Origin of the sequence: Xanthomonas sp. NCPPB 3005 (assembly GCF_041228095.2) — a bacterium.
GTDB lineage: Bacteria > Pseudomonadota > Gammaproteobacteria > Xanthomonadales > Xanthomonadaceae > Xanthomonas_A > Xanthomonas_A bonasiae.
Map to the genome: position 1 here is coordinate 444,380 of NZ_CP166096.2, position 14,187 is coordinate 458,566.

Genomic DNA, 14,187 nt, shown 5'->3' on the forward strand with positions numbered 1-14,187 from the left:
CAGCGCGATCGCCGCCCGCGCGGATGCGCAAGGCGCGGGAAGAGCGTTTCCATCCGCCGCTGGACATCGTCGGCGGCGTCGCGCGCATCGTCGAGGCGATCCTCCACGGCTGCAACGCCGCGAGCCCGTGTGAGGGCAGTGCCCAAGGACTGCACGCCGACGGATTGGTCGGCGCACCATCGCATATCGCGGTCATGATCGCCGCGGCGCAATGCGCCATCGCCGCCGTGGCGCTGCCGCGACGGCGCCGATGCGTGCACGACGGGAGGCACGCATCGGCGTCGGCGAGGACCTACTTGCGCACGCTCTGCGTGTGCGACTTCAGCGCGTCCTCCAGGCCCGGCACCTGCGCCGCGCCGTCCGGCACGCTGAGGCTGGAGCCGACCAGGTCCTGGCCGAACGGCTGCGTGCGTCCGCCCAGGCACTTGCCCAGGAACGCCTCGCTGACCGCGTTGAAGGCCTTGCTGTTCTCCGGCCGGGCGAAGCCGTGGCCTTCGTCGGGGAACAGCACGTAGGTCACCGGGATCTGCTTGGCCTTCAGCGCGTTGACGATCTGGTCGGCCTCGGCCTGCTTCACGCGCGGGTCGTTGGCGCCCTGGCCGATCAGCAGCGGCCTGGCGATGCGGTCGGCGCGGCTCAGCGGCGAGCGTTCGTCCAGCAGTTTCTTGCCGGCCTCGGTGCGCGGATCGCCGATGCGCCGCGCCATCTGCTCGAAGCCGGATTTCCAGTACGGCGGGATGGTGCTGAGCAAGGTGTTCAAGTTCGACGGGCCGACGATGTCCACGCCGCACTTGAAGGCGTCCGGAGTGAAGCTCAGCCCGACCAGCGTGGCGTAGCCGCCGTAGCTGCCGCCCATGATCGCGACCTGGTCCTTGGTCGTGACGCCCTGCTGCACCGCCCACTGCACCGCATCGAGCAGGTCGTCGTGCATCTTGCCCGCCCATTCGCCATCGCCGGCGTTGGTGAAGCGCTTGCCGAAGCCGGTGGAGCCGCGGTAGTTGACCTGCAGCACCGCGTAACCGCGGTTGGCCAGCCACTGGTTGTAGCCGCTGTAGCCGTAGTCGTCGCGTGCCCACGGCCCGCCGTGCACGAACAGCACCAGCGGCACCGGCTTGTCGGCCTTGCCGTCGCCGTTGGCATCGGCCTCGCGCGGCAGGGTGAGGTAGCTGACCAGGGTCAGGCCGTCGCGCGAGCGGATCTCCTGCGGCCACTGCGGCACCAGCGGCTGCCCCTCCAGCGCCGGGCGTGCGGCGAACAGCTTGGTCAGCTTGCCCGCAGCGGACGGTGCGCGGTCGTAGCGGTAGAACGTGGCCGGCGCATCGGCGGCCGAGTAGGCGACGATCCAGGTGCGGTCGTCCTGGGTGCGGGTCAGCACTGAGATCTCGCCCGGGCCGATCGCCTGCAGCTGCTTGATGTCCGCGGCGATGGCCGGGTCCAGCACCTTCCATTCCGGACGCAGGTAGTTCGATTCCACCGCCTGCACCATGCCGCTGCGCGGATCGGTCAGGGTGCCGCCGACGTCCGCGCGTGCATCCTCGAACAGCAGCTTGCGCGTGCCGCTGGCCACGTCCACCGCGTACAGCGCCGAGGTGTCGCGCTGGCGCGAATCGACGAAGTACAGCGTCTTGCCGTCGGCGCTGAAGCCGGACGGCGCGGTGGTCAGCGAATCCTCGAACGGGATCTCCTCGCGCTTCTGCCAGCCGCCCTTGCCGTCCGGCTGCAACAGGTCCTCGCCGCCGTCCTCGCGCGAGCGCGTCGCCAGCCGCACCTGGTAGTCGTCGTCGGCCAGGTACTCGCCGATCTGATCGGTGTTCTTCTGCAGCAGCGTGCGCTTGCCGCGGGCCAGGTCGACCCGGTACAGATCGTGCCACTGCGCGTCGCGGTCGTTCATGCCGACCAGGATCGACTCCGGATGCGTGCGGCTGACCGCCACCACCCGCGCGCGGGTCTTGGGGAAGTCGCTGAGGTCGCGGCCGTTGCCGCCCTTGGCGACGTCGAGCGCGAACAGGTGGAAATCCTCGTCGCCGCCGCTGTCGCGCATGTACAGCAAGGTGTCGGGCAGGAACGACCAGAAATAGGAGCGGATGCCGCGGCCGCGGTCGTGGGTGACGGCGCGCGCCTTGTCGGGTGCGTCGGCCGGCGCGACCCAGACGTTGAGCACGCCGTCCACCGGCGCCAGCCAGCTCAGGGTCTTGCCGTCGGGGCTCAGCTGCACGCTGCTTCGCTCGGGGTTGCCGAACAGCACGTCGCGCGGGATCAACGGCGGTGCCGCGGCGGCCGCTGCCGGCGTCTGCGCGGCCGGCGCGTCCTTGGCGGCGGGAGCGGCGGCCTGCTGCGAGCAGGCGGAGACCGCGAGGGCGAGGCTGGAAACCAGGACGAGACGCCGCATGAGTGCTCCGGGAACGTTGTTGGCGGGATGGAATTGTTACTCTATAACAATTGGGGATTCCAGTGCGGCAGGTACCGATGCGGCCACGCGTGATGGATCTGCGACGCGCTCCAGTATCGGTTGCCGGCGGCCGTTGCGACTTCGGGGTTCGGTGCCCGGACATGGGCGTATCGGCGTGGCGCAGGATGCTTCCGATGTGTGGCGCACCCCGGCGCCGCCGGCGCTTGCGCTTTGCCGGCCGCGATGCAAAATCCGGCATCGACCCAAGCGCAGAGCGACGACATGGCCTCCGATGCCAGCTACGTGGAATACGTCATGGAACAGGCGGCGCTCGGCGCCGCGCTGACCTGCAAGAAGATGTTCGGCGAATACGCGCTGTACCTGGACGGCAAGGTGGTGGCGTTCGTCTGCGACAACCAGGTCTTCGTCAAGCCGACCGCCGCCGGGCGCGCGCTGCTCGACGATGTGGTCGAACAGGCGCCGTATCCTGGCGGCAAGCCGCACTACCTGATCGACGAGGGGCTGGAGGACCGGAGCCTGTTGCAGCGCCTGCTGCGCGCCACGGCGCAGGCATTGCCCGCCCCCAAACCGGCCAAGGTCGGCAAACGCGCGAGCCGGCCGCCGGCGCCGCGGTAGATCGCGCGTCGTTTCCTGGAATCCCGCAGCGCCGCTTCAGGTCAGCGCGTGCAGCTCGCCGCGGACGCCGCCTGCCTGCAGATGCAGATAGCCCACCCCGATCGGCAGGCTGAAACGGCGCGGTCCGGCACTGCCGGGATTGACGTACAGCACGCCGTCGCGGGTCTGCAGCAGCGGTTTGTGCGAATGTCCGCTGACCACCACGTCCACGGAGGCGGGATCGCGCGCCAGCGTCTTCAGATCGTGCAGCACGTGCAGGCGGATGCCCGCGATGTCGAGGTCCAGGGTGTCGGGCAGCGCCTGCGCCCACGGCGCGGTATCGATGTTGCCGCGGATCGCATGCAGTGGCGCGAGCGCGCGCAGCGCATCGAGGATTTCCGGCTTGCCGATGTCGCCGGCATGCACGATGGCGACGCAATCGCGCATCGCCGCCAGCGCCTGCGGCCGCAACAGGCCGTGGGTGTCGGAGATCAGGCCGATTCGCAGCGGCGGCACGGTAGGCATCGGCAGGGCTTGGCAACGGGACGGAGTGCTAGCCTAAACCCCACGTTCGCAAGGCCGCGTGCCGGTCGAGCGAAAGGCTTCCTTCACCACGTCGCGAGAACCGCATGTCTGCAGCGCTTGACCGGGAACCAGCGGCCTACGTGGAACAGGCCGACGCCGCCGCGATCCGGGTCCGGGCGATGCGTGACGAACACGATGCGGCGCTACGTGCGCTCGGTTTCGCACGCACCGGCGAGGCTGGCGTCTCTGCCATGGTGGTGCGCGACGATGCGGAAAAGGCCGAGGCCTTCCACGCGCTGCGCGAACTCGGCCTGGCCTTTGCCGCCGGAAGGGAGTGGTGCCCGGCAGAGGTCTTCGGCTATCTGCGCGACAAGGGATTGCTGAGCGGCCCGTTCCTGCGCATCGCCTGGACCCAGCCGGGCCGCTACCGAGTGGATGAGGCGTAATCGCGTGCCACGCGGGCCGGCTGCTCGCGACCGCGCATCCTGGCCGAGTCGCCAGGCGCATCGGCGAGTGTGGCCGCTACGTCCCTGTTCCGCCGTGATGCGGCGTGCAGCGTCGCATCGCGGCGCCCGATGGATGACCGCTTCGATGTGGCGGCCATCCGGATCCATCACGAACGCCGCGTAGTGCGTGCGGGTGGGTACCTGCGATGCCGACGACCAGCGTGTCGGGCAGCGCCCGCCCATGACGCGGCATCGATGTCGCCGCGGATCGCTGCACCCACGCGCGCGTGGGCAGCGCATCGAGGATCACGGGGTTGCCGATGTCGCCGGCGTGCACGACGACCACGCGATCGCGCATCGCCGCCAGCGCCTGCGGCCGCAGCCGGCCGTGGATGTCGGACATCCGGCCGATTCGCAGCGGCGAGACGGACGGCATCGGCGGTGGCCTGATGGGGAGGCCGATAGCCCGGCTGCGCAGGCGGCTACCGTTCTCCCCTGGTTTCGGCTCAGGCGAAATGCAGGGCGGCGGTCAGGTCGCCCGGGCGCACCCCGCTGGCGGCCTGCATGGCACGCTCCCGTTCGGCCAGGCCCGGCAGCGTCTCCAGCCCGAAGCGGCGGGTGATGAAGCGCAGGATCGAGCCGGTGTCGTAGACGCTGTGGTCGACATGGCCACGCCTGGCGTGCGGCGATACCACCAGCGCCGGGATGCGCGAGCCCGGCCCCCAGCGATCGGCCTTGGGCGGAGCCACGTGGTCCCACCAGCCGCCATTCTCGTCGAAGGTGATGAACACCACCGTCTTGTCCCACAGCGGACCGTTGCGCAGCGCGTCCACCACCATGGCGATATGGCGGTCGCCGGCGGCCACGTCGGAATAGCCGGCGTGCATGTTGAGGTTGCCCTGCGGTTTGTAGAACGCCACCGGCGGCAGCGTGCCGGCCTGCACATCGGCGATGAAGCGGTTGTCCGGGGCGCTGTCGCCCAGTCCGCCGTCGCGCAGGCGCCGCGCGCGCGCGGCCGTGCCGGGAGCGAGATTGGCGAAATAGTTGAACGGCTGGTGGTGGATCTGGAAATTGGGGCTGGTCGGGAACTCGGGGGTGTCGCCGGTGTCGCCCTTGCCCTGCACCGCCAGGCCCCAGCCGCCGGCATACCACGCCCAGTCCACGCCCTTGGCATCGAGCGCGTCGCCGATGTGGCGATGGGTCTGCGCCGGCAAGGTATCGGGACTGTCGGGGGCGGCGTAGTCGGGGCGCGCGGGGTCCTGGCTGGTGCTGGGCTGGAACGGCGGGCTCAGGGTGTTGACCGCCCAGAAGTCCGGGGTCAGCGCGCCGTTGCGCACGAAGCGCGGCTTGCCGTTGAGCGCGGTGTCCGGCGAATCCTCCTGCACGGCCAGGCGGATCTCGTCGGGCCGGTCGCTGGCCATGGCGCTGATCTGCAGCCGCGCCGGGCTGGTGTCCGCATGCGGGTAGTACGGCGCCTGCGCGGCGACCAGGTATTGGTGGTTGAGGAACGAGCCGCCGAACGCGCCCATGAAGAAGTTGTCGCACAGCGTGTACTCGCGCGCCAGGCTCCACAGCCGCAGCGTGGCCGGGGCGTCGGCGTAATGGCCCATCACCAGCCCGCCGGCATCGCTCCAGGCGGCGAAGCCATCGTTGCGGCCGCCATTGATCTGCATCTGGTTCTCGTAGAACCGGTGCACCAGATCGCGGGTGACCACGCCATGCGGCAGCGGTTTGCCGTCGGCCGTGCGCAGCGGGAACGGCGCATTGGGCAGCGGGCCGATCGCATCCTCGCCGATCTTGTAGCGGCGGTGGTCCACCACCTGCTCGTCCGGCGCCAGGCCGCCCCAGATCGGCGGCAGGATGTCGAGCACGCTGCCGTCGCGATCGACCTGCCGCGCCTGCGCCGGCGTCATCGCCGACAGCGGCCGCTGCAGCCCGGGAAAGTCCGGGAACAGGTTGTTGAAGCTGCGATTCTCGGCGTAGATCACCACCACGTGCTGGATCTTCTCGCGCAGCTGCTTGTCCAGGTCGCTGGCCGACAGCGGGCTTTGCGGCGCGCGCCTGGCCGCCTCGGCGAGGGCCTCGCCGGGGCCGATGGCCAGCGCGCCGCCGGCCAGTGCCAGGCCGCCGAGCAGGCGACGACGTTGCGGATTGTCGGGAGTTGCATCGGCGTCGGTGGACACGGGGTCCTGGGGCGGCTTCTTCACGGTGTCATGGGCATTGGGGGAAAGGCATCGGCCAGTGTGGGCCGCGCAAATGACAAGTCAAAGCGGGCGGGACGGCTGGCCGGCGTGGCGTTCAGCGGCCGTATCGCAGACCGTCGCCGATGTCCCTGGATCAGGCGGAACGTGGGCACCCCGCATCGGCTCAGCGGCGCCGCGTTGCGATGCCGAGGATGTGCTTGCACAGGTCGGCGTAACGGCCCGAGTCGTCGCGGGCCGCCGCCCCGCTTTCGATGGCCTCGCTGAGTACCTGTCCAAGCCGCGCGTGCCCCACGCGTGCAGCCAGCTCGCTCAGTTGCGCCTGGAAGCCGCACTGCATGGCCGCGATCTGCTGCGCATCGTGCCCGAGCCAGGCATGGCCTTTGTCGTTGTACATCGCCGCGCCGTGTAGCGCTTCGTCCAGAGCGTGCGACGGGTCCTGCTGATCGGTTGGCATCATGGCGACCCTGGCGTGTCGTCGGATCGCCGCCGTGCCCTGGTGCGATCCGACAGGAAGGGGGGCGCCGACCAGCCGATCCAGCTGTGTTCGACGGCGGAGATGTCCTGCAAGGCCTTGCGTTGCGGGCAGCGCCTCCTGCGATCGGCCGTCGGCATGGCGCGCGCCGACGCCAGCAGCGATCGGAACGCAGGCGAGCGCCGCCAACCGCCGCGGTGTCGCCGCGCTTACAGCGCCCGATTGATGACGGCTTCGATGTGGTGGCCATCCGCATCGACCACGAACGCCGCGTAGTAGTCCGGGCCGTAGTCCGGGCGCAGGCCGGCGGCGCCGTTGCTGCGGCCGCCATGCTGCAGCGCCGCCGCGTGGAACGCGGCGACCGCGTCCCGGCTGGGTGCGGCGAAGGCGAGGTGGAAGCCGGGACCGGGCGCGCGGGCACCGGCGCCGCGCAGCTTGATCGCCAGCTTGTCGCCGCCGCCGGGCAGTCCATAGCCAAGGGCCTGGTCGTCGTCCCCCGGACTCAGGTCTTCCCATACCCGGACATAGCCGAGCGCACCCAGCACGGCATCGTAGAAGCGCGCGGCGCGTTCGATGTCTGCGACGCCGAGAGACACGTGATGGAGCATGTTGCGGAGTTCCTGGTCGAGTGGAGCGGCTGCGCCGTTGCGGAAGCGGAATGCCATGGCGTGTGGGACTGGTGCGGATCGGACGATTCGACACGTGGTCCGACGCGAGGGGCAGCTTACCAACGCCAGCCGTACTTCTTCATCCGCTTGCCGTGCACCCGCATATCCTCCGCGGCCGTGGAGCCCTTGCGGGCCCTTCCATAGCGGCCGACCTGGTGGGCGGCAAGCGCAAGCAGGACGCCCAGCAGCGCATAGCCGACATGGCGAACGTCTTGCAGCGCGAAGGCGAGAGACACGTTGCGCAGTGCGCCCAGAACCAGCAACAGGGAACATCCAAGCATCACCAGGCGCCTGACGCCAAGCCATGTCGTCGCAATGGCTTCTTCTGCAGAGCGCATGGGCCTGCGCCGGCGGCGCAGCCAGAGCAACGCGCAGAAAAGCACTGCCAATAGGCCGAGAATGTAGATTCCAGAATGCGGCACGCAACGTCCCTGTCAGCCCCGATATGTCAGCGCCGCGCCAGAGGCGCCGGCTCGCGTAGTTTAGGTGTCATTGAGCGGTTTGTGGTTCGCCCACTCGCGCTCGAACTCGGTGCGATCGATGCGAAACGGCTCGAACTCGTCTGGATCGAGCGCCGCGGCACTGAGGCCTCCATACGCATCCTCAAGGCGGTCGCGGTGGTAGAACAGGACCGGGCCGGCGTCATAGATCTCGATCTGCCGGCTCGGCCAGAACGCATCATCGGTCTCGAACAGCCACCAGGAGTGACCCCATGCGTCGTAGCGATCGGCGCGGGACTGATTCCAGCGGCGTTTGTAGTAGTGGGGCATTGGGTGGCCGCGACCGTATCCGGCGTCAGGAAACCTTGCCGCCCGCAGCCAGGATCCTTGTGCGGATGAACTCCGCGGCTTCCGGGCTGAGGTCGGCGAGAGGCAAGGTGACGAATTGAGACTTCGAAAGCAGCAGCAGCCAATAGGAGTCGAATCGCCACACTTCGCAGACTGCCGACCAGGGCATGGTCGTGGTGCCAGCGCCGGACGAAAGCGACAGCGAGGTTTCGGATGCCGCGAGCGTGCCGAGGGGAGTACCCATTGCATCGAGCCTGAGCAGCGAGTTGCGATAGTGGATGGCGTAGAGCGCTACGGGAAGGGCAATGCCGAGCGCCAGTACGCTTGCCAGGACGCCGACCAACCAGGAGGCGTTGCCGCCGCGAACGAGGAACACGAGGGGCCCCGCCACCAAGGCCAGGGCGACGACATAGCGCAGCCCGACGACGCGCCACCAGTAGCTCGCCACGGCTTGCCGGATCAGCTTTCTGTCGTAGCTCAGGGTGGCGCGGTGCATCGGATAACGTCCGCATTGGGCGCCGCTGTGCGGCGGCATCGGTCATGAAGATCCGGAGTCTACGCGTTACCCGGCCGGATCAATCCGCCGGCACGGCATCGTCGGGGTCGTCCAGGGCATGGTGAACGTATAGGTGCTTGACCAGCACGTAGATCACCACGGTCAGCGGCGCCGCCAACACCACGCCCATCGGTCCGAACAGCACGCCGATGCCGAACAGCGAGAACAGCAGCAAGGCCGGCGGCAGGTCCACCGCACGCGCCTGGATCAGAGGCAGCGCGTGCAACTCGCCGCGGACGCCGCCAGCCTCCAGATACAGATAGCCCACGCCGATTGGCAGAGTGAAGCGGCGCGGCCCGGCGCTGCCGGGATTGAGGTGCAGCACGCCGTCGCGGGTCTGCAGTGCGGGTGCGTGCGCAGGCCGATCCGTAGAGGCTGGGTTGGACGCATGGGGGCCATTCACAACGGAGGGATGCCGCTAGCCTAATCGGTGGCACAGCAAGGATGCCGCCAGGGCGCTGGCTTCGGAGAACTGCCGCTAGCGCCTAGGCGCTCGGATGGATCCCCACGTTATGGTCCGATGGTGCCATCGACCTTACGATCATCGGCATCGAAGTGGTGTGGCGCCTGCGTTCAACGCCTTTGCTGCGAACGATCGGTATCGCTGCTGCGCCAGCGAACGGCCTTTGCCAAGCCGACGCCGCCGAATATCAGGCCCAGACCTCCCAGGAACCCAGGGACGCCCCACAATGCGCCCGGATCATCGACGATGGCGCTGCCTGCGGGCCGCTCGGGCAGGTAACGCACCCGCACCCGCTGATCCTGCCGATAGCCGGAGATCAAGCCGCCCTGGGGATAGGAAATTTTTTCGCCAGCACCGGTAGTGAAGGCGATCTCAGGGTGCGAACCGCCGGCGTTCAAACGGCTGACGACGCCATCGGCGATGCGTGCGCGGGCGAGGAACGCGTGCCGATCCAGCGCAAGATTGACGGCGATGCCCAGCAAGCCGATCCCTATCAGGGCGAACAGCAGGCCCAGCAACATCTTCCCGATGTGGGGCGAGGAGTGGTTGGACATGGTTCTCGGCGTTCGTCCATGAAAAAAGGGAGCCAGGATAACAAGAAGCTTCGCCGGCGCATTTCCCGATACCTCGCCATCGCCGACCAGCGTTGCGCAACGATGCGGAATGGGGTCCGGTTGGAGGAGCGAACGAAGTCGCGGAAAGCTTCTCGACGGCATCCATCGATGCACCGATGCTCGCGCTCGCTAGGAGGCCTCGAGCGTATCCCGGCGTCAGTGCATCGGGTTGAGGACGGCCTCAAGACGATGGCCGTCGGGATCGACGACGAATGCGGCGTAGTGGCTGTCCCGGTAGTCCGGACGCAGCCCGGGAGCACCATTGTCCTGACCACCGTTGCATAGCGCCGCCGCATGAAATGCGTCGACGGCAGCGTGGGTATCCGCTGAGGAGGCCAGATGGAATGCGGGACCGGGCGTTCGCGCATCCGCGCTCCTGAGCTTGATGGCCAGCTTGTCGCCGCTACCGGGAGTGCCATAGCCGACGGCTTGATCGTCGTCTCCCGGGGTCAGGTCTTCCCCTACGCGCACGTAGCCGAGTGGCAGAAGCGCGGCGTCGTAGAAGCGCGCCGAGCGCTCGATTTCGGAAACGCCCAGGGAGATGTGGTGCAGCGTTTGGATAGATGTCTTTCAGCGCTGGACAGTGGATGCTACCCGAAGCGGGGACGGGTTCATTCCGCTTCGCTGGCCCACCCTGTATGGGAAGCGTAGTGTTCGGCGACGTCGATCAGCTTGCGGGAGCTGGATGCAACGGATCCTTCCTTGCTCCAAAGAAACGGAAAGAAGCTGAAACACTGGCTTCCACCGGCCTGCCTCACGTCTGTCTCCCACCCGGGCCAGCGCAAGCCTTCGTAGAAAATGTCCAGACGGTCGCTGAGCGCCCAGCGGAGGAAGTCGGTGTAGCCGATATCCAAGGCTTCCCATCGCAGCGTGTCGGGTGCGAAGTAGTACATCGCACCCAGGTCGCTTCCCAGGCTGCCGCCGTTCACCGAGAAGAAGCCACCGGCCACATCGTCTGCGACCAATAGGTGGCCCGAAGCGCGGCTAGCATTCCACTCGACGATGTCGCGCGGCAACTTGGGATGGCCCGAACCGAGGATGCGCAGCCAGCCGTGATCGATCAACAGCCCGCCGGTCTCGTACGCGATGGCGCCCATGGGGGAGCGGGTCGTGACTTGGAGACCGAGCAGAACGCCATCGCGTTGTTGCGAAGGCGAGAGCACCTCGAACGGCCGGCTGGCTTCGGAAAGCCATTGCCTGACCAGCGGCATCGCCGGATCATCGCGGTCGAGCAGTTCTTGCAGCGTCAGCATGAATGTCTGATACCTGTACAGCGTGGTGCGGCCAAGCAAAGGGGTCTATCCGACCGCAACGCTTCAATTGGCGTCCAGGATACCAGCCCACGGAATCCCGGACGAATGCGATGCCGGACGCACCGCCTTGCTCGGCGGCGAGCACGATCCAGAGGATCGGGCGCCGCCCGACGTGGCCGGAGCACGCTCCAGTTCCGATGCAAATCTATCCGCTGGCCAGATCGTTTGGCCGACCGACCCACGCATTTCCCGGCAAACGTTGACTCTTGGGGCGGTTGCTTGGCATGTCCTGGTGCAGAGCCCACGAGGTGGCCTCGGACGACTCCAGCGGATCAGGTCACCGGCACGGCGTCGTCGGGGTCGTCCAGGGCATGGTGAACGTACAGGTGCTTGACCAGCACGTAGATCACCACGGTCAGCGGCGCCGCCAACACCACGCCCATCGGTCCGAACAGCACGCCGATGCCGAACAGCGAGAACAGCAGCAAGGCCGGCGGCAGGTCCACCGCACGCGCCTGGATCAGCGGTTGCAGCACATGGCCCTCGATCTGCTGCAGGACCACGAACACCAGCAGCGCGCCCAGCGCCACTTGCGGACTGACGGTGAAGCCGAGCAGCACCGCCGGAACCGCCGCCACGATCGGGCCGACGATCGGGATGAAGTCCAGCAGCGCGGTCAGCAGGCCGATGCCGAGCGCCACCGGGACGCCCAGCAGCCACAGCCCAAGGCCGGTCAGGCTGCCGATCACCAGCATCGCCAGGAACTGACCGCCCAGCCAGGCGCGCAACACCTGGCCGCTGGCGGCCAAGGCCTCGTCGGCGACATCGCGCCGGTCGCGCGGCAACAGCCGCAGCAACCCGCGCCGGTACAGCTTGGGCTGCGCGGCCAGGTAGACGCCGCCGACGATCATCAGCACTGCGTCGGTGATCCCGCCGCCGGCCGACAGCACGATCGCGCCGGCATGCGTGGCCAGCGTCGAAGCGCCGTCGCGCAACTGGTCGGGGATGCTCTCGATCTGCGGCCCGAGCGGGCCGGACTGCAGCCACGCGTGGAACTTGTTCCATGCCGCCGGCAGCGTGGTCCGGAACGCGTCGATCTGGGCGGCGACTTCCGCGCCGAACAGCAACACGATCGACGACAGGATCAGCACCAACAGCAGGATCACCAGGCCCAGAGCCGCCCACTCCGGCACCGGCAGCCACTTGCGCAGTGCCGACGCCAGCCCGTGCAGCAGCACGCCCACCACCACCGCGCCGAACACGACCAGCAGCAGTTCGGAGAGCTGCCAGGCCAGCAGCGCCAGGCCGGCCAGCGCCATGACGACCAGGACCCGCGCCGCGAAGGGCCGCAGCGGGGACGGAGAACTTGGGGCGGAGGACAGCATCTGGAACATCCCGGCAGAACGGCAGTGGGCGGACGATACGGTCAGCGAAGTGCAAGCCGAGCGAAGGGCGCGAGGCGCCGGGCTTGCCGGAACCATGCCGGTCCATGACCGGGGCTCTCGGCGCGGATGACCGGTCCGGGCGCATTGCTAGCATTGGAAGAAGAAGTACACGAAGGCCAACGCCAGGCCGCCCACCCACACGGCGATCATCCCGCAGAAGCCAAGGACGATGACGGCCGATCGAGAAAGCCAACGCATGCCGCGCGAGCGCCGGACGAGGTAAGCGAACAGCAGGCCGCCAACGACGATGCCCACGGCGACGACGAGCCAGCCCAGCAGGTTGACGGTCGGATCCTTCGGGCCGAATTCGGGCGGGCATTGGCTTGTCGCGTAGGCGGGGAAGGAGAATGCAAGCAGTGCAACAAGCGCGCTGCCTGGCGAACGCCGCTGTTGAATCCCTGTCATTGCTGGCGCAGCGATTGCACAATGGCCGCACGGGCGTCGACGGAGGCCAAGACCACGACAGGCGAAACGGCAGGCGCGGGACGTAGGTCGCATGCCTATCTGAGTTCCTTGCGAATGACCAACTTCAAGCCCGACCAGATCGCGTCCACCGCGCAGACCTTCACGTCGACAAAACCGAGCGGTAGCGCCAACTCCCGGATGGTGTCTTCGGTGATGTCGGTCGGCAGTTTCGATGCCTTCTTGGGCCAGGACACCCAGACAACGCCATTGGGTCTGATCGCGCTTCGCAGCACCGCAAGTTCGGCTTCCAAGACACGCTTGCGCTCGGCGAAGAGATGCACGATGTCGGTGGCAGGGGAGACGGTCGATTCGAAGATGGCCCCAGCGGGAACCGGCTCGAGCAATGCGCGGTAGTTGTCGGGCGCGTATCGCGCAACCACGGTGCTGTTCGCCGCGATACCCAGCTTTTGGGCGAGAGGTGTTTCGGAGTAGCCGGCGGGCTTCATGTCATGACTGTCCGAATGCCTGACTTCGTGGTGGGGCCGGGCCGGAAGCACGAACACCGCCAGGGTGAGCACCCAGACGACATTGCGCTGGTGGCTCGGCTTGGATGCATCGTCGGCTGTATTCAGTAGAACTGGCAAGACCATGACCATTGCCCTTCGGGCGAGCGGAAGAAGTAGCCGACTCCGTTGTCTGCCCACATCCAGCCCACTTTTTCTTCCGATGCCACCTGGAAGACGAAGTCCTTCAGGCCGACGCCATGCTGGACCTCGACAGGGTATCCGCCGAATTTGGTACCGGCATGGCGCGCGAAGTCATCGAAGAATGCAGCGGATGCCGCCTCGTCGTCGTTGACGGGCGTCAGGTCGACGCAGTCCCAGGCATCTTCCCACCCGGGAGCATCGTCCTCCACCTCGCTCCAGCTGATCGGAAAAGGCCGAAACGGGTGCCTCATGGAGGGAAGCGGCTGCAGGCCATCCAGCGACCTGTACTCGCGGACCAGCCAGCCATCGCCATGCGGGCGATCGAATGGGTGGCGCTGCAGGTTCTGGAACAGCACCAGCAACGCGATGCCTTGCAACTGCGGGGGAACGAAGGGCAACTCGTCGATGCGGACCTGCAACAGCGGAAACATCGGCTCGCCATTCCACGAAGGAAGGCCTTCGTTCGGCGGGCCGACTGCGCGGCAGAACCATGAAGTCAGCGGGTCTTCGGGTGGGCGGAAGCCGCCGACCGTAGCGACGGAAGCACGGCGCAGCTTGGTGCTCAGCTGGTTCAGTACTTCGAGTGCGGTAGGGGTCATGGGGGTGCAATGAAGTGTCGGCGGCGCAGCATGGTCCG

At 67.7% G+C, this 14,187-nt stretch carries 18 protein-coding genes and 1 pseudogene; 2 read left to right on the forward strand and 17 right to left on the reverse strand.

The genetic code is table 11. The features are described 5' to 3' along the window. Nucleotides 1-292: 292 nt before the first annotated feature. Nucleotides 293-2,389, reverse strand: coding sequence for an alpha/beta fold hydrolase (locus AB8810_RS02055; protein WP_369915414.1), 2,097 nt, complete (start codon nucleotides 2,387-2,389; stop codon nucleotides 293-295). Nucleotides 2,390-2,671: 282 nt separating this feature from the next. Between AB8810_RS02055 and AB8810_RS02060 the strand changes: the two genes are divergently transcribed. Then, nucleotides 2,672-3,025, forward strand: a complete 354-nt coding sequence (locus tag AB8810_RS02060; protein WP_369915415.1) for a TfoX/Sxy family protein — start codon at nucleotides 2,672-2,674, stop codon at nucleotides 3,023-3,025. 36 nt (nucleotides 3,026-3,061) lie between these two features. Here AB8810_RS02060 and AB8810_RS02065 read toward each other — a convergent pair whose 3' ends face one another. Beyond that, nucleotides 3,062-3,529 (reverse strand): metallophosphoesterase family protein, encoded by a 468-nt coding sequence (locus tag AB8810_RS02065; protein WP_369915416.1) that lies wholly within the window; start codon nucleotides 3,527-3,529, stop codon nucleotides 3,062-3,064. Between the two features lie 104 nt (nucleotides 3,530-3,633). Between AB8810_RS02065 and AB8810_RS02070 the strand changes: the two genes are divergently transcribed. Beyond that, on the forward strand, nucleotides 3,634-3,975 hold the full coding sequence (locus AB8810_RS02070) for a hypothetical protein (RefSeq protein ID WP_369915417.1): 342 nt from the start codon (nucleotides 3,634-3,636) through the stop codon (nucleotides 3,973-3,975). A gap of 76 nt (nucleotides 3,976-4,051) precedes the next feature. Here AB8810_RS02070 and AB8810_RS02075 read toward each other — a convergent pair whose 3' ends face one another. The 15 genes and pseudogenes from AB8810_RS02075 to AB8810_RS02145 all read right to left on the reverse strand — a co-directional run bounded on the left by AB8810_RS02075 (nucleotide 4,052) and on the right by AB8810_RS02145 (nucleotide 14,149). Continuing rightward, on the reverse strand, nucleotides 4,052-4,411 hold the full coding sequence (locus tag AB8810_RS02075) for a hypothetical protein (RefSeq protein ID WP_372530412.1): 360 nt from the start codon (nucleotides 4,409-4,411) through the stop codon (nucleotides 4,052-4,054). A gap of 70 nt (nucleotides 4,412-4,481) precedes the next feature. Then, nucleotides 4,482-6,182, reverse strand: coding sequence for an acid phosphatase (acpA, locus tag AB8810_RS02080; RefSeq protein WP_369915419.1), 1,701 nt, complete (start codon nucleotides 6,180-6,182; stop codon nucleotides 4,482-4,484). Nucleotides 6,183-6,342: 160 nt separating this feature from the next. Next, nucleotides 6,343-6,633 carry a hypothetical protein gene (locus AB8810_RS02085; RefSeq protein WP_179571209.1) on the reverse strand — a complete coding sequence of 97 codons (291 nt, stop codon included), beginning with the start codon at nucleotides 6,631-6,633 and terminating at the stop codon, nucleotides 6,343-6,345. A 227-nt stretch (nucleotides 6,634-6,860) separates the two neighbouring features. Next, nucleotides 6,861-7,259 carry a VOC family protein gene (locus tag AB8810_RS02090; protein ID WP_369915420.1) on the reverse strand — a complete coding sequence of 133 codons (399 nt, stop codon included), beginning with the start codon at nucleotides 7,257-7,259 and terminating at the stop codon, nucleotides 6,861-6,863. A gap of 116 nt (nucleotides 7,260-7,375) precedes the next feature. Beyond that, complete coding sequence (locus AB8810_RS02095) at nucleotides 7,376-7,741, reverse strand: hypothetical protein (RefSeq protein ID WP_369915421.1); 366 nt, start codon at nucleotides 7,739-7,741, stop codon at nucleotides 7,376-7,378. Nucleotides 7,742-7,801: 60 nt separating this feature from the next. After that, the gene (locus tag AB8810_RS02100) at nucleotides 7,802-8,089 is read right to left on the reverse strand and encodes a hypothetical protein (protein ID WP_179571010.1); all 288 of its coding nucleotides are present in this window, start codon (nucleotides 8,087-8,089) and stop codon (nucleotides 7,802-7,804) included. A gap of 25 nt (nucleotides 8,090-8,114) precedes the next feature. After that, nucleotides 8,115-8,603: a YcxB family protein gene (locus tag AB8810_RS02105; RefSeq protein ID WP_369915422.1), complete on the reverse strand. Its 489-nt coding sequence runs from the start codon at nucleotides 8,601-8,603 to the stop codon at nucleotides 8,115-8,117. Nucleotides 8,604-8,682: 79 nt separating this feature from the next. Continuing rightward, nucleotides 8,683-8,883: pseudogene (locus tag AB8810_RS02110) on the reverse strand (AI-2E family transporter); the annotation flags it as partial. A 353-nt stretch (nucleotides 8,884-9,236) separates the two neighbouring features. Continuing rightward, nucleotides 9,237-9,680 carry a DUF3592 domain-containing protein gene (locus AB8810_RS02115; RefSeq protein WP_369915423.1) on the reverse strand — a complete coding sequence of 148 codons (444 nt, stop codon included), beginning with the start codon at nucleotides 9,678-9,680 and terminating at the stop codon, nucleotides 9,237-9,239. A gap of 216 nt (nucleotides 9,681-9,896) precedes the next feature. Further along, nucleotides 9,897-10,301: a VOC family protein gene (locus tag AB8810_RS02120; protein ID WP_369916601.1), complete on the reverse strand. Its 405-nt coding sequence runs from the start codon at nucleotides 10,299-10,301 to the stop codon at nucleotides 9,897-9,899. A gap of 50 nt (nucleotides 10,302-10,351) precedes the next feature. Beyond that, nucleotides 10,352-10,993 carry a DUF2625 domain-containing protein gene (locus tag AB8810_RS02125; RefSeq protein WP_179571006.1) on the reverse strand — a complete coding sequence of 214 codons (642 nt, stop codon included), beginning with the start codon at nucleotides 10,991-10,993 and terminating at the stop codon, nucleotides 10,352-10,354. 332 nt (nucleotides 10,994-11,325) lie between these two features. Continuing rightward, nucleotides 11,326-12,312, reverse strand: a complete 987-nt coding sequence (locus AB8810_RS02130; RefSeq protein ID WP_369916602.1) for an AI-2E family transporter — start codon at nucleotides 12,310-12,312, stop codon at nucleotides 11,326-11,328. A 213-nt stretch (nucleotides 12,313-12,525) separates the two neighbouring features. Next, nucleotides 12,526-12,843, reverse strand: coding sequence for a hypothetical protein (locus AB8810_RS02135; protein ID WP_255432865.1), 318 nt, complete (start codon nucleotides 12,841-12,843; stop codon nucleotides 12,526-12,528). A 95-nt stretch (nucleotides 12,844-12,938) separates the two neighbouring features. Next, complete coding sequence (locus AB8810_RS02140) at nucleotides 12,939-13,499, reverse strand: hypothetical protein (RefSeq protein ID WP_369915424.1); 561 nt, start codon at nucleotides 13,497-13,499, stop codon at nucleotides 12,939-12,941. Next, on the reverse strand, nucleotides 13,472-14,149 hold the full coding sequence (locus AB8810_RS02145; RefSeq protein ID WP_179571004.1) for a DUF1963 domain-containing protein: 678 nt from the start codon (nucleotides 14,147-14,149) through the stop codon (nucleotides 13,472-13,474). Before AB8810_RS02145 ends, AB8810_RS02140 begins: the two co-directional genes overlap by 28 nt. Between the last annotated feature and the right edge of the window lie 38 nt (nucleotides 14,150-14,187).